Here is a 26,163-nt window from a genome sequence, read left to right as displayed (position 1 = left end):
TTTTGTATGGGCGCAAAAAAGCAAAAGTGCGGTGTTGCAGGATAGTAACTAGATGGCAAAAAATACCCCACCAGTCAGTGGGGCGAGAGGCAAGATGAAAAAGCAGATAATTAAAACTATTTTTGTGATACCAACCCGATAAAGGTTTTACGCGGCGAGCCGAGGCCGAGCTGTTCTGCTTCATTAACTAAATTCATCGCTCGGTTAACATCATTGTTTTTTATAGCATTGCGAATCGCATTATTAAAATATTGTTCGGTTTCTTGTTCCACGGGTTTTGTTAATGGTTTCTCGGTTTTTGTATTGCGACCGACAGCTTGTGGCTCAACCGCACTTTTAGTTTTAAATTCTGGCATTGCTAAGCCGATAAATTGAGTGCTTTGTTTTCCGTCAACCTCGATATGAATCTTCCCATTAAGACTGTGCTTGGCTTGTAAATCATCAATTGCCGGTGGTTGGTTGCCGCGGGCTTTGGCATATAATTTTGCCGGATGTGGCACAGTGGTACTGCCTTTCAGATCGTCATCAGTGGTATAAACTAACAAATAGATGTAATCCTGATTTGGCGTTGGGGTCAGTTGCAGTGCTTTGCTTAAGCGGTTGCCTTGCAATCCGCTCTCGTTTTGAAACTGGAAGGTATTTGCCGGATAAGTGGCTGCGAGATTGAAATTGGCATCCAAAACGGCGACATTCGGGACAAAAATATGCTCGTTGTCTTCAACCGAGCTGCTAATCGTAATATCCAACGTTCCCTGATTGGCAGGCAGGCGGTAAGCAGCGATCGGGCTGTCAATGCTGCTGAGATTGCGTTGCTGGGCATCAAGTGTGGTCGTTTGTTGCTGTGACAAGCCAATTTCTTGCCAAGTCAGCTTGCTGGCCGCTTGTGGATTGATATGCGGTTGTGCCGCATAGCTTGCAGCGGAACAGAGTAAACCGACGCTTAATACGGTTGAACTAATCCATTTTTTCATATTGACCTCAGATTTTGATAAAAAAGAACCGCTCTTTGCAGGTTCAAAGAGCGGTAGAAAGTGAATTACCACCAAGCTTCGAATTGAACACCGTAGACAAATTCATGCTCATTGGCTTTTGCCGTGCCAACACGATCGCCGAATTTATCATTCCAGTCGGCATAAGTGCCGAATACGCGAATGGCAGGGCGTGCCCAGATGCTGTCACCGGCTTGCCATTGTTGGGCTAAGGTGACTTTTTTCAGATCATTCTTTTTACCGCTGGCTTGGTCTTTAATGCGATCATAGCCAAATTCAACTAATGTACTCATGGTATTATTCCATTTATACATCGGGCGGATGCCGGCAGAGTACCAAGTGTTACCTTTATTGTTATCTAAGTCGGTTTTTTGGTAGATTAAAGCATACATTGCTTCGATGCGTTCGCTGAATTTCACTACACCTTGGTCAATTAAACGTAGCATATGTCCGTTATTATTAATTGAACTGCCTTGTGAATGTCCGCTATTCCAAGAGGTCATCGAATCGGTTGCATACTGCACAGTGAATTTATTGAAGCCACCGAAAAATTCATTTTGAGTATGTTCTGCTGTCAACATATAGCCGTGTTTGCTGGCACCATTGGCAAATGTTGCACCGTCTTTGGTATGAGCGTTACCGAAATCCACACCGAATTCCAGTTTGCCGTTTTGATTGACATTAAGATCGGCTAAACGGAGATCAAACACATCATTGTAAACATCGGCTTTATTTCTTTCGGTGATATACTCAATTTTCCCTGTGTTTGAGTTGAAGCGGTAGAAACTGGAATATCCGAACGCATCTGCACCACCGGCTTCGGTGTTGCGGGTGACCGCCACTGACAATTTACCAAAGCCCAGATCGATATTTTCCACCCCAGCGCCCGGTCCAGAAATATCCCAATAGTAGAAGTCGTTCATGTGTACGTCGTGGCGTTGATAGAAACGTTTACCCGCCCAGAGTGTCGCACCTGGCAGCGAATCGGCAAAGTTTTTAAACTGAACGTTGACTTCGCGCAATGCCGGATTGGTGGACTCCCAATCATTTTGTTGGCTGACGGAATAAGCAACATTAGTATCTAAATAGATGCTTTTCTCACCCTGTTTGAATAATTCCTGCCCTAATTTCAGTTCAGCATAGGTTTCGGCTTCATTACCCAAACGATACTTCGCCGGAGCACCGGTCGCGGTGAAAGTGGTTTGTTCTCCGCCGCCGGATGTCCAACCAATACCGGAACGGGCATAACCGTGAAAATCAACCGCACTTGCCGTGCTGGCAAGCAACGTACTGCCGATGGCAATGGCGAGCAATGTTTTTTTACTGTTCATAATGTTGGCCTCTTTTATAGGTTAAAGTTACTACATTTTAAGTGGCTTATTTTCCCTGAAGCAGGGTCAGCGCAATAAGCCGGATTTTACAGACAAAAGTATCCCGTCCGACTATATTTAAAATAGTCGAAATAGTTAAAATGGATTTAAAAACAGAGTGTTATTGGGGTATTACACGCCGATTTCTTTATGTAGCCGTCGGCAGGCAGTACCATCATCTTTAAATAAATGGCAGCGTTGCGGTACAATCCCGATATCCATCACTTGCCCTTCTTCGACCAGCACTACATCGTTTTGACGGTAGACCAAGGTCGGCTGTTTGATTTCCGGAATTTCTAGATGGATTTGGGTTTCGTTACCGAGCAGTTCGACCACGGTGACGATGCCTTTCAATTTGATCTCCGCCTTATCTGCCGGAATCAAATGTTCTGGGCGCACGCCTAAGGAAAGATTTTCACCGACTCTGACCCCGGTTCCTTCCACCGGAATCCAAAAATGGTGATGATGGGCATCCGGTAGTTCAATTTGTACTCGTTGCTTTTCAACGGCGGTAACTTTCACTGGTAAAAAGTTCATTTTAGGTGACCCGATAAACCCGGCAACAAAGCGATTTGTCGGATAGTGATATAGCTCCAGCGGTTTACCAACTTGCGCGATGCCACCGGCGTTCAACACCACAATTTTATTTGCCAAGGTCATGGCTTCGATTTGATCGTGGGTAACATAAATCATAGTGCGATTGAGTTTTTTATGCAGTTTGGAAATCTCGACCCGCATTTGTACCCGTAATGCAGCGTCCAGATTGGAAAGCGGTTCGTCAAGCAGAAAGACTTGCGGTTGCGAAACTAAGGTTCGTCCAATTGCTACCCGTTGCCGTTGTCCGCCGGACAAGGCTTTTGGTTTGCGATCCAACAAATGTGCCAATTGCAGAATTTCGGCAACTTGATTAACACGTTTGCTACGCTCTTCTCGGTTGACCCCGGCCAGTTTTAAACCGAATGACATATTTTCCGCTACATCCAAGTGCGGGTAAAGTGCATAAGACTGGAACACCATGCCGATGCCACGCTTGGCGGGCGGCACATCGTTCATCAGGGTATCGCCGATGTACAATTCGCCGGAAGTGATGTCTTCCAAACCGGCAATCATGCGCAACAGGGTCGATTTTCCACAGCCGGAAGGTCCGACGAATACCACAAATTCCCCTTCTTCGATCTCTAAATTAATATCTTTGGAAATGTGGATATCACCATAAGATTTATAGACTTTGCGTAAAGAAAGACTCGACATAATTTTTCCCCTGTGCAGGTTTTTATTCTATTATATTTGCTATAACCCAATAGCTAATGGTGGTTAGTATGCCGAGAGAAAGCAAGAAAAAAATCCTCCTTTGCAGAATTTTTTTAGGCGGAGGTGAAAAATAGGCATAAAACACAGAATATTTTTTATACGTTTATATTGTGATCAAGATCAGATTTATACGCTTATTTTCTGTGATCGCTATCGCAAAAAGTGCGGTTTGTGTGATCGAGATCACCGTTTGTGCGGCAAGGGAGGAGCAACAGGGATGATGCCCTCCTAATATTAAAACGGCAATATGAGTGAAAATAGTGGCGACAAGCTGTGTTACTCAAATCATTTTATTCAAATTATTCAAATAAGGACTGGTTATGATCAAAAATAAATATTTAACCCTGACACTAAGTGCGGTTGCTGCATTAGTCGTTTCAAGCAGCAGTCTGGCAAAGCTGGAAGCCGGGAAGCTTGTCATTTGGATCAATGGTGACAAAGGGTATGACGGTTTGGCGGAAGTGGGTAAAAAATTCGAAGCCGATACCGGTATTCCAGTGTTGGTCGAGCATCCAGATAAACTGGAAGAAAAATACCCACAAGTGGCATCAACCGGCGACGGTCCGGATATTGTTTTCTGGGCGCATGACCGTTTTGGCGGCTACGCACAAGCCGGATTATTGTCGGAGTTACACCCAAGCCAAGCATTTAAAGATAAATTTGTTCCCTTTGCTTGGGATGCCGTCAGTTACAACGGCAAAATCATCGGTTATCCAGTGGCAATTGAAGCCCTCTCGCTGATTTATAATAAAGATTTATTGCCAGAAGCACCAAAAACCTGGGAAGAGGTGACGGCATTGGATGCAAAACTGAAAAAAGAAGGCAAAAATGCAGTGATGTGGAATTTGGCAGAACCGTATTTCACTTGGCCGATTATCGCAGCTGATGGCGGATATGCGTTTAAGTATGAAAACGGGCAGTACAACACCGCGGATATTGGAGTCAACAATGAAGGCTCGCAGCGAGGGTTGCAATTTGTGGTTGATTTGGTGAAAAACAAAGTGATCAATGCTGATACCGATTATGCCATTGCTGAAGCTTCTTTTAACAAAGGGCAAACGGCATTAACGATTAACGGTCCTTGGGCATGGGGCAATATTGAAAAGAGCGGTATCAATTACGGCGTAGCCGTGTTGCCGACCTTGAATGGCCAGCCATCAAAACCGTTTGTCGGAGTCTTGAGCGCAGGCATCAACTCCGCCAGCCCGAACCAAGATTTAGCGGTCGAATTTTTGGAAAATTACCTGTTGACCAATGAGGGACTGGATAGCGTCAATAAAGACAAACCGTTGGGTGCGGTGGCGTTGACCTCTTATCAGACTGAATTGGCAAAAGACAGCCGGATTGCTGCCACCATGCAGAATGCGGAAAACGGCGAAATTATGCCGAATGTACCGCAAATGTCTGCGTTTTGGTATGCGGAGCGCAGTGCGATTATCAATGCGGTCAACCAACGGCAAAGCGTCAAAGAGGCATTGGATGATGCGGCAGGACGGATTAAAGCTCAGTAAAAACCCAGTGTAATTATTTTTGTTTTAACCGCACTTTGCCTTTTTAACAATACAAAGTGCGGTCTTTTGTTTCGGACAGGCGGTGTTATGCAACCAACAATCCCCCAACCAATCCCTCAACCAGGGGCACACTCTGCGGATCGTTCTTTCGCTAAATACCTTAAATGGGGAGTGATTACCCTTGTGCTGCTGATTGATTTTTATCTGGTCTCGGTGATGTATCTGCAAGGTGAAATTTTGTTTGCGATTTTGACCTTGGTGGTGATCAGTTCCGGTATTTATGTGTTTGCCAACCCCAAAACCTATGCGTGGCGCTATGTTTATCCCGGCATTATGGGCATGGGAATTTTCATTCTGTTTCCGCTGATCTGCACTATTGTAATTGCGTTCACCAATTACAGTGGCACCAACCAGCTGGCATTTGAAAGAGCGGTCAGCGTGCTGTCGCAGCAACGCTATTTCTCCGGTGAAAAATACGACTTCAAACTGTTTGCGCAAGCGGATAACCAGTGGCAAATAGAAGTGACGTCGGCACAGGGCGAGAGCTACCTTTCCGATGATTTTCGCTTTGGCAGTGAAACGATCGCGCTACAGCTCGAAAGTGCGGTCAGCGCACAGCCTGCGGTGCCGCTAAAAACCGTGATTGAAAATCGCAATCTGTTGCAGCAAAGCCGCTTGATTCTGCCAAACGGCGCTGAACTGAGTATGAGTTCATTGCGCCAATTTGCGCAGCAAAGCCCACGTTATCAATATCATAGTGAAAATGAAGAGCTGGTTAATTTGGAAAACGGCAAACGCTATAAGGCCAATAACCAAATCGGTTTTTTCCAATTGATCGATAATCAAGGCAATTGGCAAGCAGAAACATTGGAGCCGGGTTATACAGTGCTGACTGGTTGGAGCAACTTCATTAAAATCTTCAGCGATGAGGGTATTCAAAAACCGTTTATCCAGATTTTTATCTGGACGGTAATTTTTTCAGTGCTGACAGTATTGTTCACCGTGATGATCGGCATGATTTTAGCCTGTGTGGTGCAGTGGGAGCCGTTGCGAGGCAAAGGGGTTTACCGCTTGTTGCTGATTCTGCCTTATGCTGTACCGGCGTTTATCTCAATTCTGATTTTTAAAGGCTTGTTCAACCAAAGTTTCGGTGAAATCAACCTGATTTTAAACCAGGTGTTTGGCATTCGTCCGGAATGGTTCAATAGCCCGACGTTAGCCAAAGTGATGTTAGTGATTGTCAACACCTGGCTGGGGTATCCGTATATGATGATTTTATGCATGGGCTTACTGAAAGCGATTCCACAAGATTTGTACGAAGCTTCCGCAATGGATGGTGCCAGCACCTGGCAGAATTTCAGCAAAATCACAGTGCCGTTGCTGATCAAACCACTCACGCCACTAATGATTGCTTCGTTTGCGTTTAATTTCAATAATTTCGTGTTGATTCAATTGTTGACCAACGGACGTCCGGATATGATCGGCACCTCAACCCCGGCAGGTCACACCGACTTATTGGTCAGCTACACTTACCGAATTGCATTTGAAGGCAGTGGTGCGCAAGACTTCGGCTTGGCGGCGGCAATCGCGACGATTATCTTCCTGTTGGTCGGCGGCTTGGCGCTACTCAATCTGAAAGCCACCAAGTTAAAACTGGATTAGGAGAAACAATATGGCAATGGTACAACCTAAATCAATGCGTTACCGCTTATGGGCAACCCACTTATTATTAATCGGCTTTTTGGCGCTGATCCTGTTTCCGCTGCTGATGGTGATTGGGATTTCATTGCGGCCGGGCAATTTGGCGATCGGTGATCTGATTCCGCAACAAATTTCGTGGGAACATTGGCAGCTGGCGTTGGGCATCGAAGTGGTGAACGCCGACGGTTCAATCAGCAAGCCACCGTTTCCGGTGCTGCTGTGGCTATGGAATTCGGTCAAAATCGCCAGCATCAGTGCGGTCGGGATTGTCGCACTGTCCACCACCTGTGCTTATGCCTTTGCCCGCATGAAATTCAAAGGCAAAAAAACCATTTTGCAAGGCATGCTGATCTTTCAAATGTTCCCGGCAGTGCTGTCGCTGGTGGCGTTGTATGCCTTATTTGACCGCTTGGGCATCTATGTGCCGTTTTTGGGCTTGAACACCCACGGTGGGGTGATCTTCGCCTATCTGGGCGGCATTGCGTTGCATGTCTGGACGATTAAAGGTTATTTTGAAACCATTGACGGTTCACTGGAAGAAGCCGCCGCATTGGACGGTGCGACGCCGTGGCAGGCATTCCGGTTAGTATTATTGCCGTTGTCGGTGCCGATTTTGGCGGTGGTGTTTATCTTGTCATTTATCGCTGCGATCACCGAATTTCCGGTGGCCTCACTGCTGTTGCGCGATGTCAACAGCTACACGTTGGCGGTCGGCATGCAGCAATATCTCTATCCACAAAACTACCTTTGGGGCGATTTTGCCGCCGCCGCAGTACTATCCGCCATTCCCATCACGTTAGTTTTCTTGCTGGCGCAACGCTGGCTGGTCGGCGGTTTAACTGCCGGCGGGGTCAAAGGCTAGGTATAATCCATAACTTATTGTTAAACCGCACTTTTTATTGATAACTAAAGTGCGGTTTTTTTAGATAAAAATAATAAACTTGTGATCTCTATCCGTTTTTTCAACGGCTTTTTTGTTATAACTATTGGTCAATAAAAATAAAAAAGAGGCTTTAAATGAAAGCGGTAAAACACATTCCAGCACAAGATATTAATCCCAACAGTATCGATACCTTGATCGATTTACAGGACAATTTTTGTATTATCGATGTACAGCAGCCGGCTCAGTTGCACAATTTAATTGTGCGCAGCTTAAATAATAAAAAAATCAGCTATAAATTGACGACCGACAATGTTGATCCGCTAATCAATGAGCCATTTAACCTCGGACACACCCAAGGTAGCAGCGGCTTCTTTTCCGGACTGTTTTATTATGTTTGGCTGAAAATTCATAATCTCAGCGTCGGCAAAAAGCCACATATTGCCCTCAATTTTGAAACCGCTAAAAATCAAATTTCCCTGACGTTTGTGGTGTGATGGCTTAAATTTACGCTAAACCGCACTTTCACTTATTTTTTGCAAAGTGCGGTAGCAATCAGTTGGAATAGCCCATTAAGGTTAATAAATGCCGGGTGTATTCAATCGATTCGGTGCGGTTGTTGACGCCGATTTTTTGATACAGGTTGCGGATATGGGTTTTGATGGTAGTGGGTGCCACTTGCAGCTCGGTGGCGATTTGCTCGTTGCTGTAGCCGGAGTAGATTAAGCCTAGCACCTGCCATTCCCGTTGGGTCAGCGGACTGATACGCAACAATTCCGGCACTTGCGGATTTTGTAGCAGTTTTTCAACAAAGGTTTCATCGAAATGGGCGAATTTATGCCGATAGTACTGGTTGATGCTGCGCAAAATAAACTGTGCTTTATGGGTCAATAATTCGTCTAAAATATTCAATTGCAATAGTTGGCGTAACTGTTGTGCCATGATTTCGCCTTCAATCACAAAAATACTGATAAAATTAGTCTGCTTGCTGAGTTCCAGCGCTTCAAGCAGGCTTTTTTGTGCGGCGACTGCATTGCCTTGTAGGAAACAAATGCGGTTGTACAGCACCAAATCTTTATTCAACTCGCTGATAAAATTATAAGTTCTGGCGGTGCTGATCAATTTTTCGCTGAGTAGTAACGCATCTTCATATTGTTGCAGAATAATGTTGGCACGCATGATATTGCGCCATTGGCGGTGTGAAAAATGGTTGGTGTCTTGCGCCGGTCGGTCACTTTGCAACAGCCAAGAGCGGGTTTGCTGCTGGTCGTCTTTCATCTGCCAACACAGCAGTTCGGCTTCATTATGGTGCGACAGCCAATCATTGTGATAATGGTGGGTTTGCAGCAGGCTGCGTTGGTGGCGCAGGATTCGTTCGGCATTGTCCAGATTGCCACGGGTAATTGAAATTTTCGCCAATAATGATAGGCACTGTAATTTATCCGCTTCGTTCGCCAACACCTCTAATCCAGCTTCCGCCATTGCCTCGGCTTTGTCCAGTGAATACCACTCCCATAAGATATGCCCTTTCAGACGCAATAAAAACTCATACATCGGCAGTTTTTGCAGATGTTGTTTTTTCACCAGCAGTGTGGCTTTGTCGAGAATATCGTAGGCGGTTTGCAGAAACCCCTGCGCTAGCAGAATTTCTGCTTGTTGCAATAGCGACCATAAAATATGGTGATAGGCTTGGTTTTGTTGCGCCAGTTTTTCCGCCTCGCGCATCATCTTCAGCGCTTGGTTCAGCTGGCCGCGACAATGCTGTGCTTCGCCGATCACTGCGGTGGCGACAATATGAGCGTACTGTTTTTCTTGCGGCAGATATTGCAAGGCGGTGGTTGCCAGTTGCAGTGCGGTTTGATCATCACCAGCATTGATCGCCACTTGCGCCCGCAGCGCATCGAATTCTGCTTGTAGTTGCCGATCAATATCGATATTTTGTTGTTGGGTTGCTATGGTGAATTTTTGCAACAATCCGCCGACTTCATGGTGTTTGTGCTGGCTTTGCAGCAACCAGGCTTGCAACAGCACTAAACGGGGATAGGTTGCCAATTGCTGAAATTGCACCGCACTTAGGCTCTCTTCCAATAGTTTCAGCTCACCTTGGTGATACAGCTGCCAACCGATTTGTTGCAGCAGTGCCAACAGGATTTTCGGTTGTTGCAGTTGCATGGCGTGATACAGCGCTTCGGTAGCATAGCCGATTTCCAACCACGCATCGGCGGCTTGTTGATGTAAACGTTGCAGTTCCGGCTGTGTCAATTCACGCGAATGGGCTAAAAATGAGGCGAACAGCGGGTGAAAACGCCACCACTGCTCTTGTTGATCGATATTGATCGGATAGACAAACAAGCCCTGTTTCACCAGATTATCTAAGCGTAGTCGGCTGTCAGATAAACCGGTAATTTTTTCAACTAAAAACTCATTCATCGAACGCAACAGTGAACAACGCAGCAAAAACAGGCGGGTATCCGCATCGAGATTGTGAAACACTTCGTCGTTCAAATATTCGCTGATGTGATTGCTGTTGATTTTGGTGATCGACTTTGCCGCTTCGTGTAACGAGGTTTGATGTTGTCGGGCATACAAATTGACCAGTTGCAGTGCGGTCGGCCAGCCTTCGACCTGATCGCAAAGCCGGTGTATTTCAGGTTCCGACAGCATTTCTTGATTATGCTCCAGATCATTACGTCCCTGAAAAAACTGGCGACTTTCGTCATGCGTAAATGGCAATTGAGTGATGTCGAGTTCCAACAGCAGTTCTTGCACCCGCAGGGTGGCGAGATTCAACGGCGGCATACTGCGCGAGATCAAAATCAGGGTCATATTTTGCGGCTGGTTTTTAATCCAAAATTTAAGTCCTTCGTGGATTTCATTGTTATCAATCAAGTGATAATCGTCGATCACCACAAAAAAGTGCGGTTTGAAGCGATTGCTTTCCACTAACAATTGGCTCAACGCCGCCAGGAAATTGGTTTGTGCTGGATTGGCGGTTGTGCCGTTGTCCTGATGGGTGGCGCGTGCCAAAGCAGCACGAAAATAGGTGATAAAGCGCTCACTTTCATTGTCGCTTTCGTCAAGCGAATACCAGCCGAGATTTTGTTGATTCTCTGCCCACTGTGACAGCAGCGTGGTTTTACCGTAACCGGCAGGTGCATTGATCAATACTAACGGATACTGTGCTGTATTTTCCAATAATGCCAGCAAACGAGAACGGACAACAACATGCTGTAAACGTGACGAATGGCTGAGTTTGGATGGAATAAGCATTATTTTTCCTGAAGAGTATGATCAACGAGCGCTAATGATAAAAGCTATTTTCGGTACCGACAAGCGCTAATCCGCTTACGCCTCAATTATCCTCCTACAAAGATTGTAACAAGGAGGAGTAAAAATCATCAGGTTGTTGCATAATAGTGTTAAATCATTTATTGACGTTTTATTACTATTCAGGAGACAGGGGTTATGTCAGTGACACAAGCAATTGCATTCAATCATCAACAGTTTGATTTGGCAATTAAAAAACAGTGCCGTTATTTAGGTTTCGACAATCCGCAGCAATTAACATTAACCCAGTGGTATCACGCATTGTCGCAAGCAGTGTTGGATCTCTCCTATTGTGAAAGCAAACCGTTAGTGTCCGAACAGCGCCATGTTAATTATCTCTCGATGGAGTTTTTAATCGGGCGTTTGACCGGCAACAATTTGCTGAATTTGGGCTGGTATCAGCCAGTGCAGTCATACCTGCAACAATATCAAATCGAATTGACGGATTTACTGGAACAGGAGCGCGATCCGGCGCTCGGCAACGGCGGCTTGGGACGTTTGGCGGCGTGTTATTTGGATTCGATGGCAGCGATTGAACAGCCAGCGACCGGTTATGGCTTGCATTACCAGTACGGCTTGTTCAAACAGTCGTTTGCCGAGGGGCGCCAAGTGGAAACAGGCGACAGTTGGTCACGCAACCAATATCCGTGGCAGGCTTACAACAGCGGCAGAAGCCGCCAAATCGGTTTCGGCGGCAAAAGCAAACAACTGGACGGTGATAAATACCAATGGCAGCCGGCACTGTTGATCAAAGGTGAAGCCTATGACTTACCCGTGTTTGGTTATCAAAACGGCGTAGTTCAGCCGCTGCGTTTGTGGCAGGCGGATAACGAACAGTCGTTTGATTTGGCATTGTTCAACGACGGCAAATACCTGAAAGCGGAAAAACAGGTGGTCGATGCCGCTAGTTTAACCAAAGTGTTATACCCGAACGATAACCATCAAAACGGACAGAAATTGCGCTTGATGCAGCAATATTTCCATTGCGCCTGTTCGGTGGCGGATATTTTGGATCGCCATTTCAGTCAGGGCTACAGCTTGCAACAACTGCCGCAACAGCAAGTGATTCAGCTTAACGACACCCACCCGACCTTGGCGATTGTCGAGTTGCTGCGTTTGTTATTGGATAAATACAATTTGTCGTGGCACGAGGCGTGGGATATTTGCAACCGCACTTTTGCTTACACCAACCACACCTTGCTGCCGGAAGCTTTGGAACAGTGGGATCAACGCTTGTTCAAGCGCCTGTTGCCACGCCATTTCCAAATTGTGGATAAAATCAACAGTCTGTTTCAACAGCAAGTAGCGGAACGTTTCGGCGATGACAACGAAGTTTGGCAAAAAGTCGCCATTTTGTACGATTATCGTGTCAGAATGGCGAATTTGTGTGTGGTGGCATGCTATGCGGTCAACGGGGTGGCGCAAATTCATTCGGATTTAATCGTCAGTGATTTGTTCCCGGAATATCACCAACTGTTCCCGAACAAATTTTGCAATGTCACCAACGGCATCACACCACGCCGCTGGATTCGTTTGGCGAATCCGAGTTTGAGCAACTTGTTAGACCGCACTTTAGACGGCGATTGGACACGCGATCTGTCGTTGATTAGCGGCGTTGAAAAACACGTGAATGACAGCGGTTTTCGTGAAGAATACCGTCGGGTTAAGCAGGGCAACAAGCAGATTCTGGCGGAGGAGATCGAACGCAGTTTAGGTTTGCAGGTCAATTGTGAGGCGATTTTTGATATTCAAATCAAACGTTTCCACGAATACAAACGCCAGCATTTGAACCTGCTGAATATTATCCACAGCTATCAGCAGCTGAAAGATAACCCAAATATGGACTACACCCCACGCCTGTTTGTGTTTGCCGGCAAAGCGGCGCCGGGCTATTATTTGGCGAAAAACATTATTCACGCCATCAACAATGTGGCGCAGCTGATCAATAACGATAAAAGTGTGAAAGACAAACTACAAGTGGCATTTTTGCCGGATTATCGGGTCAGTTTGGCGGAGAAAATCATTCCGGCAGCGGATATTTCCGAGCAAATTTCGATGGCGGGCAAAGAGGCGTCCGGCACCGGCAATATGAAATTGTCGCTCAACGGCGCACTCACATTGGGCACGCTGGACGGCGCTAATGTTGAGATTGCGGAAATGGTCGGTGCCGACAACATCTTTATTTTCGGGCATACAGTGGAGAGCGTGCGTGCCTTGCTGCAAGCAGGCTATAATCCGAAAAGTTATTATAAACAGAATAAAGCCTTGAAAAGTGCGGTCGATTTCTTAACCAAAAGCAAAGTCTGTGGCGGCGACAAAAGCATGTTCCGTATGTTGTTGGACAGCCTGTTGCAACGCGATCCGTTCTTGGTGTTTGCCGATTTCGACAGCTATGTGGCGGCGCAGCAGCAAGTCGGCTTGCGCTATCGGGATCAGCAAAGCTGGTTGAGCAGTGCGATTTTGAACACTGCACGTTTGGGGGCGTTCAGCTCTGATCGCTCGATTCGTGATTATCAACAGCGGATTTGGCTGCCAAAATAGGATGGGTATCATGACAAAACTTCAAGCAAAACGGCAATTGGAACGACAGTTTGTTAACGCCGGGATTCATCGCTATTTTTTTGATGAACGTGGTTTACGCAACTATGCGCCAAGTGCGGTCAAACAGCAGATCTTAGCCAGTTTTGGCGGCAATATTCCGCAAAATTTTGCATCAGGCTTGCTACCGCCTGTGAAGGTGTTTTACCACAACAGCCCGGCGTATTTGCGCTTAAATCAGCATAACGGACAGCGTTATCACGGCGAATGGCAACTGCAATTGGAAAACGGTAACACATTGGTTGGCAAAGTGAAAAACAATGTGCTGAACTTTCCACGCGATTTACCGCTCGGCTACCATCAACTTAGTCTAAAGTGCGGTCAAACTCAGGCGAGCTGCTCGATTATTGTGGCGCCTCGTCAGTGTTATCAATTGCCACAAATTCAAAATAAGCAAAAACTGTGGGGTAGCTGTGTTCAGCTTTATACCCTAAAATCGGAAACGAACTGGGGCGTTGGCGACTTCGGGGATTTACAGCAATTTTTAGTCAAATTTCAGCAAAACGGCGGCGATTTTGTCGGTTTAAATCCAATTCATTCACTGTTTCCTGCCAATCCGGAAGGTGCCAGTCCGTATAGCCCTTCTTCACGCAAATGGTTGAATATCATCTATATCGACGTGGCGAGTCTGCCGGAATTTCAGCAAAGTGCGGTAGCGCAGCACTGGTTTCAATCGGCGGAAGTGCAACAGCAGTTGGCTGATTTACGCCAGCGGGATTGGATTGATTATAGTGCTGTGATGGCGTTGAAATTACAGGGGTTGCAACTGGCGTTTGCAGAATTTGAAGAGGATAGTGCAAGCGAACGGCAGCAGCAGTTCCAGCGGTTTGTGCAGCGGGGCGGCGAAAGCTTGCAAGTGCAGGCGACTTTTGATGCGCTGCATGCGGATCTCAGTTGCCGCTTGAAGAATCAATGGGGTTGGGATTGTTGGGCGCCAGAATATCAGGATTATCATTCAACAGCAGTCAGCGAATTTCAACACAGCCATGCGGAGCAAGTGCGGTTTTATGCTTGGCTGCAATGGTGTGCCGCAGAGCAGATCGAGGCGTGTTACCAATTTTGCCGTCAGCAACAGATGCCGATTGGTTTGTATCGTGATTTGGCGGTGGGCGTGACCCCGAACGGCGCAGAAACCTGGTGGGATAAATCACTGTTTTGTTTGACTGCTTCGGTTGGCGCACCACCGGATATTTTGGGACCACAGGGGCAGAACTGGGGCTTGGCGCCGATGAATCCCCATGTGTTGCAGCAGCAAGCTTACCGCCCGTTTATTGAGATGATCCGTGCCAATATGCAAAGTTGTGGGGCGTTGCGTATCGACCATATTATGTGTTTGTTGCGGCTGTGGTGGGTGAAGTGCGGTGACAGTGCGAAAAACGGCGCTTATGTCGGCTATCCGGTCGACGATTTGATTGCGATTCTGGCGCTGGAAAGCCAACGTCAGCAGTGCATGATTATCGGTGAGGATTTGGGTACCGTGCCGAAGGCGATTGTCAGCAAACTGAAAAATGCCGGTATTTTTTCGTATAAAATTTTCTATTTTGAGTTTGATCAGCAAGGGCAAAGCCGAGCCTTGGCGGAGTATCCGTATCAGGCGATGACGACGTTAAGTACCCACGATCTACCGACGGTCAACGGCTACTGGCGTGGACACGATTTTGAGTTGGGGCAGCAATATCAGGTTTATCCCGACCCGAAAATTTTGGCAAGGCTGCAACAAGATCGGGTCAACGCCAAGCAGAAAATTTTGCAACGCTTGCAACAGGCGCAGCTTGAGATTCCGCCCGGGGTTGATGCCAGTCTGAGTTCGGATTGTCCGCTGGAATTCAACCACGCTCTGCAACGCTATGTGGCGGCGGTCAACAGCGCATTATTTGGTTTGCAGCCGGAAGATTGGCTCGGCATGACCGAACCGGTCAACATTCCCGGCACCAGCACCCAATACCCAAACTGGCGCCGTCGTTTAAGCCGCACGATTAATCAGATTTTTGCCGATCCAACGATAGTGGCGTTGTTACAAACCGTTAGTCAAGCCCGTAAAACGGCTTAAAAATGGCTTGGTAGTGGGTATCTTAATCACGATTGTTCCCTCGATGGCGCAAGTTTGCAACTTGTGCCTTTTTTACATTTGATTTATAAACAAAGATCAACAGACCCTAAAATCTAAGCAGCAATTTCCGTACACGGTTAGGCATAGTTGAAGGGTTTTGCCTGTGTGATTAATCTTGCAATTGGTTGTTGAATCGAACGTTTGTTATCAGCCTAACAAGTTACAAACTTGCGCTATCAGTAGTATTATATTACTGAACAGACGATTGGACATTGAGCCAACACGTAATTTACTCTCAACTTCACAAAGGAGATAGCATGTTATTACACCCACTACAGCAATTCGCACGTCTGTGCGCTACATTCATGACCGCACTTACCCTGTTCTTTTCTGCCCTGCCTGCAGCCGCCGCAACGCCAGAGGAAATCACAGAGCAAGGTCTTTCTGCCCAAAGAAATGGCGACTACGACCTCGCCAAATTCTATTATGAGCAAGCCGCTGAACAAGGATATGACGAGGCACAAAACAAACTCGGGTACATGTACCAACAAGGACTAGGGGTCAAAACAGACTATGCGCGCGCCAAATTCTATTACGAGCAGGCTGCTGCACAAGGAAATGCCGACGCACACAACTATCTCGGGTTCATCTATGAAAATGGACTAGGAATCAAAAAAGACTACGCCCGTGCCAAATCTTATTATGAACAGGCCGCTGCACAAGGAGATCCCAATGCGATACACAATCTCGGGGTCCTGTATGTCCAAGGACTCGGTGTCAAACTAGACTACGCCCGCGCTAAATCCTATTTCGAGCAAGCCGCCGCGCAAGGAGTTGCAGAGGCACAATACAGTCTCGGGGCTATATATTACCAAGGACTCGGTGTCAAACCAGATTACGCCCGTACCAAATCCTATTTAGAGCAGGCCGCTGCGCAAGGATTTGCCAAAGCACAATACAGTCTTGGAGCTATGTATTACAAGGGAGAAGGGGTCAAAAAAGACTACGCCCGCGCCAAATCTTATTATGAACAGGCTGCCGCCCAGGGCGATAAGGACGCTGCCGAAGCATTACGCGAGTATTTCTAAGAGCTTTAACCCGATGGATAATTGGGGTATCGGTGGCAAAACTGTCACCGAGTTGTGGAAAATAACTTAAACCAAGGAAATCAGGATGAGCAATATCACAAAACAACAGGTGTTAGATGGCTTTTATTTTCGGGCGGCAACTCGCCGTTATGATCCGCTGAAGAGAGTCAGCCGTGAGGACTTTGAGTATATTTTAGAGCTGGCACGCTTGTCGCCCAGTTCGGTCGGCTCAGAACCCTGGAAGTTTCTGGTGCTGCAAAATCCCGAACTGCGACAACAATTGAAGCCGGTCAGCTGGGGCATGGCAACACAGTTGGAGGATGCCAGTTATCTGGTGGTGATTTTGGCGAAGAAAAATGCCCGTTACGATTCGGACTTTTTCCGCCAAGGGCTGCTGAGACGTGGTTTAAATGCAGAGCAGATCAGCAAAACCTTAGCAAGATATCAACAATTTCAGGCTACGGATATTGACGTGCTCGACAGCGAACGTGCGTTGTTCGATTGGACCAGCAAGCAAACTTATATTGCGTTGGCCAATATGATGAGCGGTGCGGCATTAATCGGGATTGACAGTTGCCCGATTGAGGGCTTCAACTACGCCGAAGTCAACCGCATTTTAGCAGAGAATGGTGCTTTTGATGCCCAAGAGTGGGGTGTTTCGGTGATGGTAACCTTTGGTTATCGTGCCAAAGCACCGAACGCCAAATATCGCAAACCGATTGAGGATGTGGTGACTTGGATTGAGTGAGTCAGTATATTTATTTTAATTCAATATAGTACGATGGACAGCTGATTTTGCATTCGCCGCAGCCGTTGCAGCGCTCTGAATCCAAAATGGTTTTTTGGCTGGTGCGATCAAACGAAATGGCATTTGTTGCACAGCTGGTTTCACACAGCGTGCAGCTGCGTCCTTTTTGGCGTAAGCACAGATAACTAAAGTGCGGTCGCAGCTCGGTGTCTGACCGCACTTCGTGATGTAATGCACCGGTTTGGCAGGTTTCAGTACATTTCCCGCACAAATCACAACTACAAAAATCAATTTCAAGTACTGCTTTTTGATTTTGCAAACGGATTAAACCATACGGACAAGCTGACACACAGTCACCGCAGCCGTTGCAGAATTTTAAAAACAGCGGCTCGGCAACCGCTTGTGGCGGACGAGTGGCTTGTCGCTGATAGATCTCACTACTGATTTGCTGCTGTGCTTTTTGACCAGCATTAAACACCCCACGCAGCAAGCCACGACGCGAGATATGGTTGTGCTGTAGAAAGGCTTGGTAGTAGCGCTCGTTTTTACCGCTCATATGTTACCTGTTTAGCGATACAACCGCACTTTCGGTACTTCAAGTTGCAACTGTTGCTGCCAGTTGTCTAACAATGCTTGGCTCAACAGTCCTAAACCGCGGTAGAAAGTGTGGTGCTGTTCGGCGATCAGCAGTTCGAGAAAGCGCCCTGACCATGTCAGCAAATGTTGCTGTAAAAATTCATTGAGTTGCTCTGGTTGGTTTTCCGCCAGCCATGCTGCCATCATCAACATCAAGCCAAAATGGTCTTCCGGCTCATTTTGTGCCAGCTCCAACTTGATGTTGTAGGTCTGCATAAAATCACGCAGTTCCAGCAATGAACTACCAAAAATGACCGCTTCTTTGTCCAGATAAACCGATCCCCAAGGTGGCGCCGGTAGCGAATTCGGACCAATAAACAACGCTTGAAAATCCTCATTCAACTGCGCCTGCCCTTGAGCAATCCCCTGGGTCAAGCAGTGCTGAATCTGCTCCCGTTTTGCTTGGCTTAAAAAATCGCAACTTACCTGCCATTCGCCATGCTGAAATAGCGCCAATAGTGACTGGTTTTGCGCCTGCTCCGGCGCATGATAAAACAGCGAACCTAAAATTCGCCCAAATTGAGAAATGGAGGTTAAAACTGTGTTCATACTATTTTATTTAATGATGTTAATAATGGAATCAGATTAGCATAAATCGATAAAAAACGGTTGTGTTGCGTCAAATTCAAGCAATAATGAGATTAATACTTTATTTTTAGAGATTATACGATGTACTACCTTAAACGCGTCTATACCTTTGATGATAATGATTTTCCGGCGCTGTTGGCGGACAGGCTTTGGCCGCGTGGGATTGCCAAAGTGTGGTTGGATGGGGTGTTGTGGCTGAAAGCGGTGACACCGTCCAGTGAGCTGCGTCAATGGCTGCACCAAGATCCGCTTGCGCACTATGACGAATTTTGCCGCCGTTATCGGCAAGAGCTGAGCGCGGAGGCGGTGCAAGCCGATTTACAACAACTGCGCCAACTGCACGTGCAGCATGATCGTTTGACGTTGCTGACAGCGGCAAAAGTGATTGAACACAGCCATTTGCCGGTGTTGCAGAGCGTGTTGCAAGATGAAATTGAATAGGGTCTGTTGATGTTTGTTTATAATTTGAGCTATAGACACTTTTTCGCCACTCTTTTTGCAAATGAATAAGGCAAAAGTCGTGAAGTTTAGTGGTTCTAAACGAACGGCTTTTAACGCCGTAGTTAATTTGAGGATAAAAAATATTTTTGCGATCCGCCATCCGATTTTTCCGCTGATTAATCGCAGTGAAAATATTGAAAGTCGCAACATTAAAGCATTTTTGGCAGAATTATCCCACTGCCGAGCAACCGTTGAAACTGTGGGTTGAAGAGGTTAAAAAAGCAAATTGGCGGAGTCCGAATGATGTAAAAGCCACATATGGCAATGCCAGTATTCTAAAAAATAATAGGGTGGTATTTAACATTAAAGGGAATGATTTTAGGTTAGTGACCTCAATTTTTTATCCTGTTGGCTGGATATATAAAATTTATTGGGACACATCAGCAGTACGATAAAATTGATGCCAATATTGTCGAAATCAAGGATTAAGAAGCATGGATATTAAACCACTTAGAACTGAACAAGATTACCAAGAAGCATTGGCGATTATTTCACCGATGTTTGATCATCAACCCGAAATAGGCTCTACTGAATTTGATAAAATGGAAATTCTGGTGTTATTGATTGAAGCTTATGAAGCCAAGCACTATCCGATTGAGCCGCCGGATCCGATTGAAGCGATTAAATTTCGTATGGAGCAGGAGGGATTGACAGCGAAAGATTTGGTGCCAGCAATTGGGCAGTTGAATCGGGTGTATGAAGTGTTGAATAAAAAACGCAAGTTAACCTTGGGAATGATCCGCAAGCTGCACCAACAATTTGGTTTTCCGCTGGAGCATTTGATCCGTGCTTATGAGTTGTAAAACCGCACTTTTAAGCCAGAAGAGAGTAAAAGTGCGGTAACGGAATATTAATGCAGCTTCATTGATGGGCGGATAAAACGGTTGATTCGTCCGACCAGCATGATTAATCCGGTTTTGAAGCAGCCGTGTAGCGCAACTTGGTGCATGCGGTACAGCGAAACATAGACAAAACGGGCAATTCGACCTTCAACGGTCATCGAGCCTTTCATTAAATTGCCCATCAAACTGCCGACGGTACTGAATTTTGACAGTGAAACCAGCGAGCCGTGATCGTAATAAGTGAAAATTCTCATCGGTTTGTTTTCCAACAATGCCAGGATATTTTTGCCGCAAGTGGTTGCCATTTGGTGTGCCGCTTGCGCTCGTGGTGGCACGGGCTTACCGTCTTTTTGCAACAGTGAAGCACAATCGCCGATGGCAAAAATATGTTCGTCCAGCGTGGTTTGCAAGGTCTCTTTAACCGCTAATTGGTTGAGCCGATTGACTTCCAAACCGTCGAATTGTTGCGTCACATCTGAAGCGCGAATGCCTGCTGCCCACACCATCAAATCTGCCGGAATGGTTTCCCCGCTTTTGGTTTGCAGCCCTGCTGCATTGGCTTCGGTAATCATGGTGTTGGTGCGCACGTCAACGCCTAATTTTTGCAATTCATAATGGGCGGCGGCTGAAATGTGATCCGGCAGTGCCGGCAGAATTTTATTGCCAGCTTCGACCAAGGTGACTTTGAGACAGCTATTGTCGATTTTGCCGTAGCCATAGGAAGAGAGGTGTTTAGCGGTGTTATACAATTCCGCAGACAGCTCAACTCCGGTTGCCCCGGCACCGACAATCGCGATGTTGACATTGTTAGGGTCGACCAACGGTAGTTTCTGTTCTAACTGAACCATATCCGGCGAAGTGCGGTTTTCGGAGAATTTTAAAAATAAGCCGAGCATTTTGTGTTGAAAGCGGTGTGCCTGTTCCGGACTATCGAGGAAAATACAGTGTTCGGCAACACCTTTGGTGTTGAAATCATTGGATTTGCTGCCGATCGCCAACACTAAAATATCGTAGGGAATTTTACGCTCCGAAACCAGTAAATCCCCATTGTCGTCGCAAATTGGCGCTAATGTAACATTGCGCTTTTCGCGTGAAAGTGCGGTAATACTCCCTTGTTGAAAGGAGAAACCATGATTTTTGGCGTGGGCACGATAGCTTAAGGCATCGACACCATCATCCAGTGAGCCGGTCGCTACTTCATGCAGTAATGGTTTCCATAAATGGGTTTGGTTGCGGTCGACTAGGGTGACGCTGGCTTTTTTCTTGCGCCCCAGTTTGTGGCCGAGAAATGTTGCCAGCTCCAGCCCGCCGGCACCACCGCCGACAATGACAATTTTTTGCATAATAAATACTCTCAGAAGTTAAAAAATCATAAATCGGATTTTGCGCTTTTGTTATATTTTTTTCAATTAATTTAATCGCAAGTCAAGCATTTATTCTAAGAACACAGCGTTTAAGCCAGAAAGGTTATTTAAGTGCGGTTTTTAAACGGTGGGTTTATGGGCGGATCTGAAATCCACCCATGGTATGCGAACAAAAGGATTATTTTCTAACCGCTATTGCTTCGATTTCTACTCCAACATCTTTTGGCAAACGGGCTACCTCAACACAAGAACGAGCCGGAAAATTGGGGTGGTTGTTCTCTTTGAAGAAGGCTTCGTATTCTGCATTTAGCGTAGTGAATTGATTTAGATCTTTTACAAAAACCGTAGTTTTAACAATATCTTTCACCTGTAACCCAGCTTGTTCGATAATCGCTTTGACGTTTTCCAGTGACTGGCGAGTTTGCGCTTGGATATCTTGCGGCACTTCGCCGTTGCTCGGATTGACCGGAATTTGACCAGAAGTCAGCACTAGGTTGCCTAAGTCCACGGCTTGAACATAAGGACCGATGGCGGCTGGGGCTTTTTCGGTGTGGATAATTTTTGTCATTTCTGTTTTCCTATTTTCATTTTTAAGGGGTTAATAAACACTTAAAGTGCGGTTTTGCAGTCTGATTAATCACCTAATGTCGCCACCATCACCGCTTTAATGGTGTGCATGCGGTTTTCTGCCTGATCGAACACGATAGAAGCCTCTGATTCAAATACCTCGTCACTGACTTCCAGTCCATTCATACCGTATTTCTGTAACATCTCTTTGCCGACAACGGTTTGCTCGTCGTGAAAAGCCGGCAGGCAATGTAGGAATTTCACTTCTGGATTGGCGGTCAGCTCCAGCAATTGACGATTAACTTGATAAGGTTTCATTAGCTCAATCCGCTGTTGCCATGCTTGTGCCGGCTCTCCCATTGAGACCCAAACGTCGGTATACAGGAAATCCACGCCTTTCACGCCGTCGTTAATATTTTCAGTGCAGTGAATTTTTGCACCGGTTTTTGCTGAAATGTCAGCTACTTGGTCTAATAATGCCTGCTCAGGCCAGAACTGTTTTGGTGCGACTAAGCGTAGATCCAACCCCATCAATGCCGCGCCTTCGACAAACGAGTTACCCATATTGTTGCGTGCATCGCCGAGATAGGCCAGTTTCATTTGGTTTAAGCGCTTGCCGTTGCCGTGTTCCAACATAGTCAGAAAGTCGGCGAGGATTTGAGTTGGGTGGAATTCATCCGTTAAGCCGTTCCAAACCGGCACACCGGAATAATCCGCCAAAGTTTCCACCAATTCTTGTCCATAACCGCGATATTGAATGCCGTCATACATTCTGCCTAGCACGCGGGCGGTGTCTTTCATCGATTCTTTATGCCCGATTTGCGAACCGCTTGGTCCGATATATGACACATTAGCGCCCTGATCAAACGCCGCTACTTCAAAAGCACAGCGAGTGCGGGTTGAGGTTTTTTCGAAAATCAGTGCAATATTTTTGCCGCGCAAACGCGGTTGCTCGGTGCCGCTGTACTTGGCTTTTTTCAGCTCGGCGGATAAGGTGAGCAGAAATTGAATTTCTGTTGGCGTGAAATCGATTAAGCGCAGAAAGTGGCGGTTGCGTAAGTTAAACGGCATGATTGACCTCTTGTTTTGAATGGGAAAAGAAGATTGGCTTGATTTTACCCGAATTACAACGTGAGTGCAGTTAGAAAAATGATAGCAGGGCAAAAATACCTTGTTGAATAGGGGGAATTGTGTAGAGAAACTGTGATCAAGATCATTTTTTTAAAAAGATGATAATTATTCGCTTTTTCATCGATGGTGATTGGTTTATACTGGCGTGGAATTTTTAAACCGATAAATAAATATGGAGAAAAATAATGAAAAAAAGTCATGTTGCAATTGCATTGGGGTTTTCGGCGGTAATGGCGGCTTCGGCAGTTGCGTCAGAGGTTAATGTTTATTCTTATCGTCAACCCTATTTAATTGAACCGATCCTGAAAAATTTTGAAAAAGAGAGTGGAATTAAAGTAAATTTGATTTTTGATGACAAAGGATTGGTCGAACGTATTAAACGCGAAGGCGAATTAAGCCCTGCTGATGTGGTGTTGACAGTCGATATCAAACGCGTAATGGATGTGGTGAATGCTGGCTTGGCACAGCCAATTCACAGCCATGCGTTGGAAGAAAATATTCCGGCACAATATCGTGATTCTAAAGAGCAGTGGTTTGCCTTGACCACACGTGCGCGCGTAATTTACAGCTCCAAAGATCGTGTGGGCAAACTGCCGGCGGATTTCACTTACTACGATTTAGCCAAACCGGAATATAAAGGTAAAGTGTGTGTGCGTTCTGGTAAAAATGCCTACAATGTTTCGCTGGTTGCTTCAATGATCGCCCATGACGGCGAAGCCAAAGCCAAATCTTGGTTGGAAGGCTTAAAAGCGAATTTGGCACAAAAACCACAAGGTGGTGACCGTGATCAAGTGAAAGCCATCAAAGAAGGCGTATGTGATTATGCGATTGGCAACAGCTATTACTACGGTAAAATGCTGGATGACGACAAGCAACGCAGCTGGGCAGAAGCGGCTTATCTCAACTTCCCGAATCAAGATTCTTATGGTACCCATGTCAATATCAGCGGTGTGGTTATAGCTAAACATGCCCCAAATAAAGATAATGCAGTCAAGCTGGTTGAGTATTTAAGCGGCAACAGTGCACAGCAAGCCTATGCAGAATTGAACCACGAATATCCAGTGAAACCGGGTGTACCTTTCTCTGCTCAAGTGCAGTCTTGGGGAACGTTCAACGCGGATAAATTACCGTTGGAAACCATTGCTGAGAATTATGACAAGGCACTAAAATTAGTGGACGAAGTGAAATTTGATCTATAATAACTAATTTTATAGGCATTATAAAAAAGAGCGGTGTTGGCCGCTCTTTTGTGCTTGTAGTCACTGTAGTTGCTCGTAACAATGATGAATAAATTTTGGCGGCTTAGCTGGTTTTTCACAGCGGTGGTGATCATCGCTTTTTTTCTATTGCCGATTGCGGCAATTTTATATCAATCCACTTTTTCGCAAGGGGAAAGTGTTTCGCACCTGTGGAATACGGTGCTGTTCGATTACCTCAAAAATTCGCTGTTGCTGGTGGGCGGCACGGTGATCCTCAGCTTGATTTTTGCGTTGCCTTGTAGTTGGATTGTTTCTACCTTTCAGTTTAAAGGACAGGGCGTGTTGCAGTGGGTAATGTGCTTGCCACTGGCGATGCCGCCTTATTTGGTGGGTTATCTTTACACTGATTTATTGGATTTTGCCGGCCCAGTGCAAGGGGCTTTGCGCCAACTGTTTGGTTGGAGCAGTGGACAGGACTACTGGTTCCCGCCGATCCGTACTTTGGGCGGCGCGTGTCTGGTTTTGGCGCTGGTGTTGTATCCTTATATTTTTCTGCTGACTCGTATTGCATTATTGGAACAGTCGGAAAACCTGAATCACAGCGCCAAAATTTTGGGTGTGAGCGGTTGGCAATTGATTAAAAAAGTAACGTTTCCACTGGCGCGTCCAGCTATGGCCATCGGCACGGCATTGGTGGCGATGGAGACCTTGGGCGATTTTGGTACGGTGTCTTACTTTGCGGTGCCAACGCTGACCACTGCGGTTTATGATACGTGGTTCGGTTTGGGCGATTTGGGCACTGCATCGCAAATTTCGCTATTGATGCTGTTTTTGATTTTCCTGTTGCTGAGCCTCGAACGCTATAGCCGCCGCAAACAAAAATTGTACCAAAGGGGCTATGAGCGCCATCAGTCGTTACGTCCGCTTAAGGGCTGGAAACTCTGGTTAGCGCAGAGTTACTGCTGGGGCTTGGTCAGTTTTGCCTTTTTTATTCCGCTGGCAAAGCTGTTGTATTGGTCATACCACTATTTTGAGCAATCGTGGGACGATCGCTTTTGGTACTATGCGTACAATAGTCTGTCGGTGTCGATCACCGCTGCGCTGATTAGTGTGTTGCTGGCGCTGTTATTATTGTTTTTTAAACGCCTAAACCAGCAGCGCCTGACTCAGCGACAAAATCGCAGCGGACAATATTTGGCACGTTACGGTCTGCCGCTCTCTTCGTTGGGCTATGCCGTGCCGGGTACGGTGCTAGCAATCGGCTTAATGATTCCGTTTACTACCGCAGACCATTGGTTGAATGATCTGATGCGCTGGCTAGATCGACCACTGGTCGGATTAGTGTTCAGCGGTTCGATGTTTGCCTTGGTGTCGGCATACATTATTCGTTTTTCAGCGATGAGTATCGGCAGTGTTGAAACCTCATTGAACAAGATTGCACCGTCGCTTGATATGGCATCGCGTACTTTAGGCTATAACGGCTTGAAAATGTTGCTGCGAGTCCATTTTCCGCTGCTGAGCAAAGGCTTGCTGACCGCACTTATGCTGGTTTTTCTGGAAAGTATGAAAGAATTGAACGCTTCATTACTGCTGCGACCCTTTAATTTTGATACTTTAGCAACGCATGTTTTTACCTTAACCTCGGATGAACAGTTAGAGCAAGCTTCGCTGTCAGCGGTGTTTTTGGTATTGGTCGGATTGGTACCGGTGATTATTTTGACCCGCTCACTGCTAGCGGATAAGTCTGCCAAATAAAAGAGAA

At 46.3% G+C, this 26,163-nt stretch carries 22 protein-coding genes; 13 read left to right on the top strand and 9 right to left on the bottom strand.

Annotated features, from left to right (window positions below; genetic code table 11):
• Positions 1-116 precede the first annotated feature (116 nt).
• The 3 genes from malM to malK all read right to left on the bottom strand — a co-directional run bounded on the left by malM (position 117) and on the right by malK (position 3,610).
• Positions 117-971: a maltose operon protein MalM gene (gene malM, locus FHQ23_RS01045; RefSeq protein ID WP_139612656.1), complete on the bottom strand. Its 855-nt coding sequence runs from the start codon at positions 969-971 to the stop codon at positions 117-119.
• Positions 972-1,036: 65 nt separating this feature from the next.
• Positions 1,037-2,320 (bottom strand): maltoporin, encoded by a 1,284-nt coding sequence (locus tag FHQ23_RS01040; protein WP_139612655.1) that lies wholly within the window; start codon positions 2,318-2,320, stop codon positions 1,037-1,039.
• A gap of 171 nt (positions 2,321-2,491) precedes the next feature.
• Positions 2,492-3,610 carry a maltose/maltodextrin ABC transporter ATP-binding protein MalK gene (gene malK, locus FHQ23_RS01035; protein WP_139612654.1) on the bottom strand — a complete coding sequence of 373 codons (1,119 nt, stop codon included), beginning with the start codon at positions 3,608-3,610 and terminating at the stop codon, positions 2,492-2,494.
• A 383-nt stretch (positions 3,611-3,993) separates the two neighbouring features.
• Here malK and malE point away from each other — a divergent pair, with 383 nt between their 5' ends.
• The 4 genes from malE (at position 3,994) to FHQ23_RS01015 (ending at position 8,259) form a co-directional block, all read left to right on the top strand.
• Complete coding sequence (malE, locus tag FHQ23_RS01030; RefSeq protein WP_139612659.1) at positions 3,994-5,181, top strand: maltose/maltodextrin ABC transporter substrate-binding protein MalE; 1,188 nt, start codon at positions 3,994-3,996, stop codon at positions 5,179-5,181.
• An 87-nt stretch (positions 5,182-5,268) separates the two neighbouring features.
• The gene (gene malF / locus FHQ23_RS01025; protein WP_139612653.1) at positions 5,269-6,843 is read left to right on the top strand and encodes a maltose ABC transporter permease MalF; all 1,575 of its coding nucleotides are present in this window, start codon (positions 5,269-5,271) and stop codon (positions 6,841-6,843) included.
• A gap of 10 nt (positions 6,844-6,853) precedes the next feature.
• A complete protein-coding gene (malG, locus tag FHQ23_RS01020) occupies positions 6,854-7,744 on the top strand; it encodes a maltose ABC transporter permease MalG (protein ID WP_139612652.1) in 891 nt (296 codons plus the stop codon).
• Between the two features lie 155 nt (positions 7,745-7,899).
• On the top strand, positions 7,900-8,259 hold the full coding sequence (locus FHQ23_RS01015; protein WP_139612651.1) for a hypothetical protein: 360 nt from the start codon (positions 7,900-7,902) through the stop codon (positions 8,257-8,259).
• A gap of 58 nt (positions 8,260-8,317) precedes the next feature.
• On the opposite strand, the gene malT is transcribed toward FHQ23_RS01015, so the two are convergent.
• Complete coding sequence (malT, locus tag FHQ23_RS01010) at positions 8,318-11,032, bottom strand: HTH-type transcriptional regulator MalT (RefSeq protein WP_139612650.1); 2,715 nt, start codon at positions 11,030-11,032, stop codon at positions 8,318-8,320.
• A gap of 195 nt (positions 11,033-11,227) precedes the next feature.
• Here malT and malP point away from each other — a divergent pair, with 195 nt between their 5' ends.
• The 4 genes from malP (at position 11,228) to FHQ23_RS00990 (ending at position 17,573) form a co-directional block, all read left to right on the top strand.
• Complete coding sequence (malP, locus tag FHQ23_RS01005) at positions 11,228-13,630, top strand: maltodextrin phosphorylase (RefSeq protein ID WP_139612649.1); 2,403 nt, start codon at positions 11,228-11,230, stop codon at positions 13,628-13,630.
• 10 nt (positions 13,631-13,640) lie between these two features.
• Positions 13,641-15,737, top strand: a complete 2,097-nt coding sequence (gene malQ, locus FHQ23_RS01000; protein ID WP_139612648.1) for a 4-alpha-glucanotransferase — start codon at positions 13,641-13,643, stop codon at positions 15,735-15,737.
• 317 nt (positions 15,738-16,054) lie between these two features.
• Positions 16,055-16,825, top strand: coding sequence for a tetratricopeptide repeat protein (locus FHQ23_RS00995; protein WP_139612647.1), 771 nt, complete (start codon positions 16,055-16,057; stop codon positions 16,823-16,825).
• Positions 16,826-16,910: 85 nt separating this feature from the next.
• Positions 16,911-17,573, top strand: coding sequence for an NAD(P)H-dependent oxidoreductase (locus FHQ23_RS00990; protein ID WP_139612646.1), 663 nt, complete (start codon positions 16,911-16,913; stop codon positions 17,571-17,573).
• Positions 17,574-17,583: 10 nt separating this feature from the next.
• On the opposite strand, the gene napF is transcribed toward FHQ23_RS00990, so the two are convergent.
• Both napF and dmsD read right to left on the bottom strand, forming a co-directional pair.
• A complete protein-coding gene (gene napF, locus FHQ23_RS00985; protein WP_139612645.1) occupies positions 17,584-18,129 on the bottom strand; it encodes a ferredoxin-type protein NapF in 546 nt (181 codons plus the stop codon).
• Between the two features lie 11 nt (positions 18,130-18,140).
• Entirely contained in the window at positions 18,141-18,758 is a 618-nt protein-coding gene (gene dmsD / locus FHQ23_RS00980) for a Tat proofreading chaperone DmsD (RefSeq protein ID WP_139612644.1), read from the bottom strand.
• Positions 18,759-18,878: 120 nt separating this feature from the next.
• Here dmsD and FHQ23_RS00975 point away from each other — a divergent pair, with 120 nt between their 5' ends.
• The 3 genes from FHQ23_RS00975 (at position 18,879) to FHQ23_RS00965 (ending at position 20,101) form a co-directional block, all read left to right on the top strand.
• Positions 18,879-19,238, top strand: coding sequence for a DUF488 domain-containing protein (locus FHQ23_RS00975; RefSeq protein ID WP_139612643.1), 360 nt, complete (start codon positions 18,879-18,881; stop codon positions 19,236-19,238).
• 185 nt (positions 19,239-19,423) lie between these two features.
• A complete protein-coding gene (locus FHQ23_RS00970; protein ID WP_267963580.1) occupies positions 19,424-19,693 on the top strand; it encodes a type II toxin-antitoxin system HigB family toxin in 270 nt (89 codons plus the stop codon).
• A gap of 39 nt (positions 19,694-19,732) precedes the next feature.
• The gene (locus FHQ23_RS00965) at positions 19,733-20,101 is read left to right on the top strand and encodes a helix-turn-helix domain-containing protein (protein WP_139612642.1); all 369 of its coding nucleotides are present in this window, start codon (positions 19,733-19,735) and stop codon (positions 20,099-20,101) included.
• 47 nt (positions 20,102-20,148) lie between these two features.
• Here the strand turns inward: FHQ23_RS00965 and FHQ23_RS00960 are convergent, their stop codons facing one another.
• The 3 genes from FHQ23_RS00960 to argF all read right to left on the bottom strand — a co-directional run bounded on the left by FHQ23_RS00960 (position 20,149) and on the right by argF (position 23,142).
• The gene (locus FHQ23_RS00960; RefSeq protein ID WP_139612641.1) at positions 20,149-21,483 is read right to left on the bottom strand and encodes an NAD(P)/FAD-dependent oxidoreductase; all 1,335 of its coding nucleotides are present in this window, start codon (positions 21,481-21,483) and stop codon (positions 20,149-20,151) included.
• Between the two features lie 199 nt (positions 21,484-21,682).
• On the bottom strand, positions 21,683-22,072 hold the full coding sequence (locus tag FHQ23_RS00955; protein ID WP_139608130.1) for a RidA family protein: 390 nt from the start codon (positions 22,070-22,072) through the stop codon (positions 21,683-21,685).
• A 65-nt stretch (positions 22,073-22,137) separates the two neighbouring features.
• Positions 22,138-23,142: an ornithine carbamoyltransferase gene (gene argF, locus FHQ23_RS00950; protein ID WP_139612640.1), complete on the bottom strand. Its 1,005-nt coding sequence runs from the start codon at positions 23,140-23,142 to the stop codon at positions 22,138-22,140.
• A 245-nt stretch (positions 23,143-23,387) separates the two neighbouring features.
• On the opposite strand from argF, the gene FHQ23_RS00945 reads away from it, so the two are divergent.
• Together FHQ23_RS00945 and FHQ23_RS00940 are read left to right on the top strand one after the other, a co-directional pair.
• Entirely contained in the window at positions 23,388-24,401 is a 1,014-nt protein-coding gene (locus FHQ23_RS00945) for a Fe(3+) ABC transporter substrate-binding protein (protein ID WP_139612639.1), read from the top strand.
• Positions 24,402-24,482: 81 nt separating this feature from the next.
• The gene (locus FHQ23_RS00940; protein WP_139612638.1) at positions 24,483-26,156 is read left to right on the top strand and encodes an ABC transporter permease; all 1,674 of its coding nucleotides are present in this window, start codon (positions 24,483-24,485) and stop codon (positions 26,154-26,156) included.
• Positions 26,157-26,163 lie beyond the last annotated feature (7 nt).

Origin of the sequence: Testudinibacter crocodili (assembly GCF_006228025.1) — a bacterium.
Taxonomy (GTDB): Bacteria; Pseudomonadota; Gammaproteobacteria; order Enterobacterales; family Pasteurellaceae; genus Chelonobacter.
This window is presented reverse-complemented; position numbering and strand designations above follow the sequence as displayed.

Excerpts from the sequence above, each read along its gene's own strand:
- FHQ23_RS00955 (WP_139608130.1), bottom strand. The coding sequence starts at position 22,072 with ATGACAAAAATTATCCACACCGAAAAAGCCCCAGCCGCCATCGGTCCT.
- malQ (WP_139612648.1), top strand. The coding sequence starts at position 13,641 with ATGACAAAACTTCAAGCAAAACGGCAATTGGAACGACAGTTTGTTAAC.
- malK (WP_139612654.1), bottom strand. The coding sequence starts at position 3,610 with ATGTCGAGTCTTTCTTTACGCAAAGTCTATAAATCTTATGGTGATATC.
- FHQ23_RS01015 (WP_139612651.1), top strand. The coding sequence starts at position 7,900 with ATGAAAGCGGTAAAACACATTCCAGCACAAGATATTAATCCCAACAGT.
- FHQ23_RS00975 (WP_139612643.1), top strand. The coding sequence starts at position 18,879 with ATGTACTACCTTAAACGCGTCTATACCTTTGATGATAATGATTTTCCG.
- malM (WP_139612656.1), bottom strand. The coding sequence starts at position 971 with ATGAAAAAATGGATTAGTTCAACCGTATTAAGCGTCGGTTTACTCTGT.
- malG (WP_139612652.1), top strand. The coding sequence starts at position 6,854 with ATGGCAATGGTACAACCTAAATCAATGCGTTACCGCTTATGGGCAACC.
- FHQ23_RS00960 (WP_139612641.1), bottom strand. The coding sequence starts at position 21,483 with ATGCAAAAAATTGTCATTGTCGGCGGTGGTGCCGGCGGGCTGGAGCTG.
- FHQ23_RS00990 (WP_139612646.1), top strand. The coding sequence starts at position 16,911 with ATGAGCAATATCACAAAACAACAGGTGTTAGATGGCTTTTATTTTCGG.
- malT (WP_139612650.1), bottom strand. The coding sequence starts at position 11,032 with ATGCTTATTCCATCCAAACTCAGCCATTCGTCACGTTTACAGCATGTT.
- napF (WP_139612645.1), bottom strand. The coding sequence starts at position 18,129 with ATGAGCGGTAAAAACGAGCGCTACTACCAAGCCTTTCTACAGCACAAC.
- malF (WP_139612653.1), top strand. The coding sequence starts at position 5,269 with ATGCAACCAACAATCCCCCAACCAATCCCTCAACCAGGGGCACACTCT.
- FHQ23_RS00945 (WP_139612639.1), top strand. The coding sequence starts at position 23,388 with ATGAAAAAAAGTCATGTTGCAATTGCATTGGGGTTTTCGGCGGTAATG.
- argF (WP_139612640.1), bottom strand. The coding sequence starts at position 23,142 with ATGCCGTTTAACTTACGCAACCGCCACTTTCTGCGCTTAATCGATTTC.
- FHQ23_RS00940 (WP_139612638.1), top strand. The coding sequence starts at position 24,483 with ATGATGAATAAATTTTGGCGGCTTAGCTGGTTTTTCACAGCGGTGGTG.
- FHQ23_RS01040 (WP_139612655.1), bottom strand. The coding sequence starts at position 2,320 with ATGAACAGTAAAAAAACATTGCTCGCCATTGCCATCGGCAGTACGTTG.
- FHQ23_RS00995 (WP_139612647.1), top strand. The coding sequence starts at position 16,055 with ATGTTATTACACCCACTACAGCAATTCGCACGTCTGTGCGCTACATTC.
- malP (WP_139612649.1), top strand. The coding sequence starts at position 11,228 with ATGTCAGTGACACAAGCAATTGCATTCAATCATCAACAGTTTGATTTG.
- FHQ23_RS00965 (WP_139612642.1), top strand. The coding sequence starts at position 19,733 with ATGGATATTAAACCACTTAGAACTGAACAAGATTACCAAGAAGCATTG.
- dmsD (WP_139612644.1), bottom strand. The coding sequence starts at position 18,758 with ATGAACACAGTTTTAACCTCCATTTCTCAATTTGGGCGAATTTTAGGT.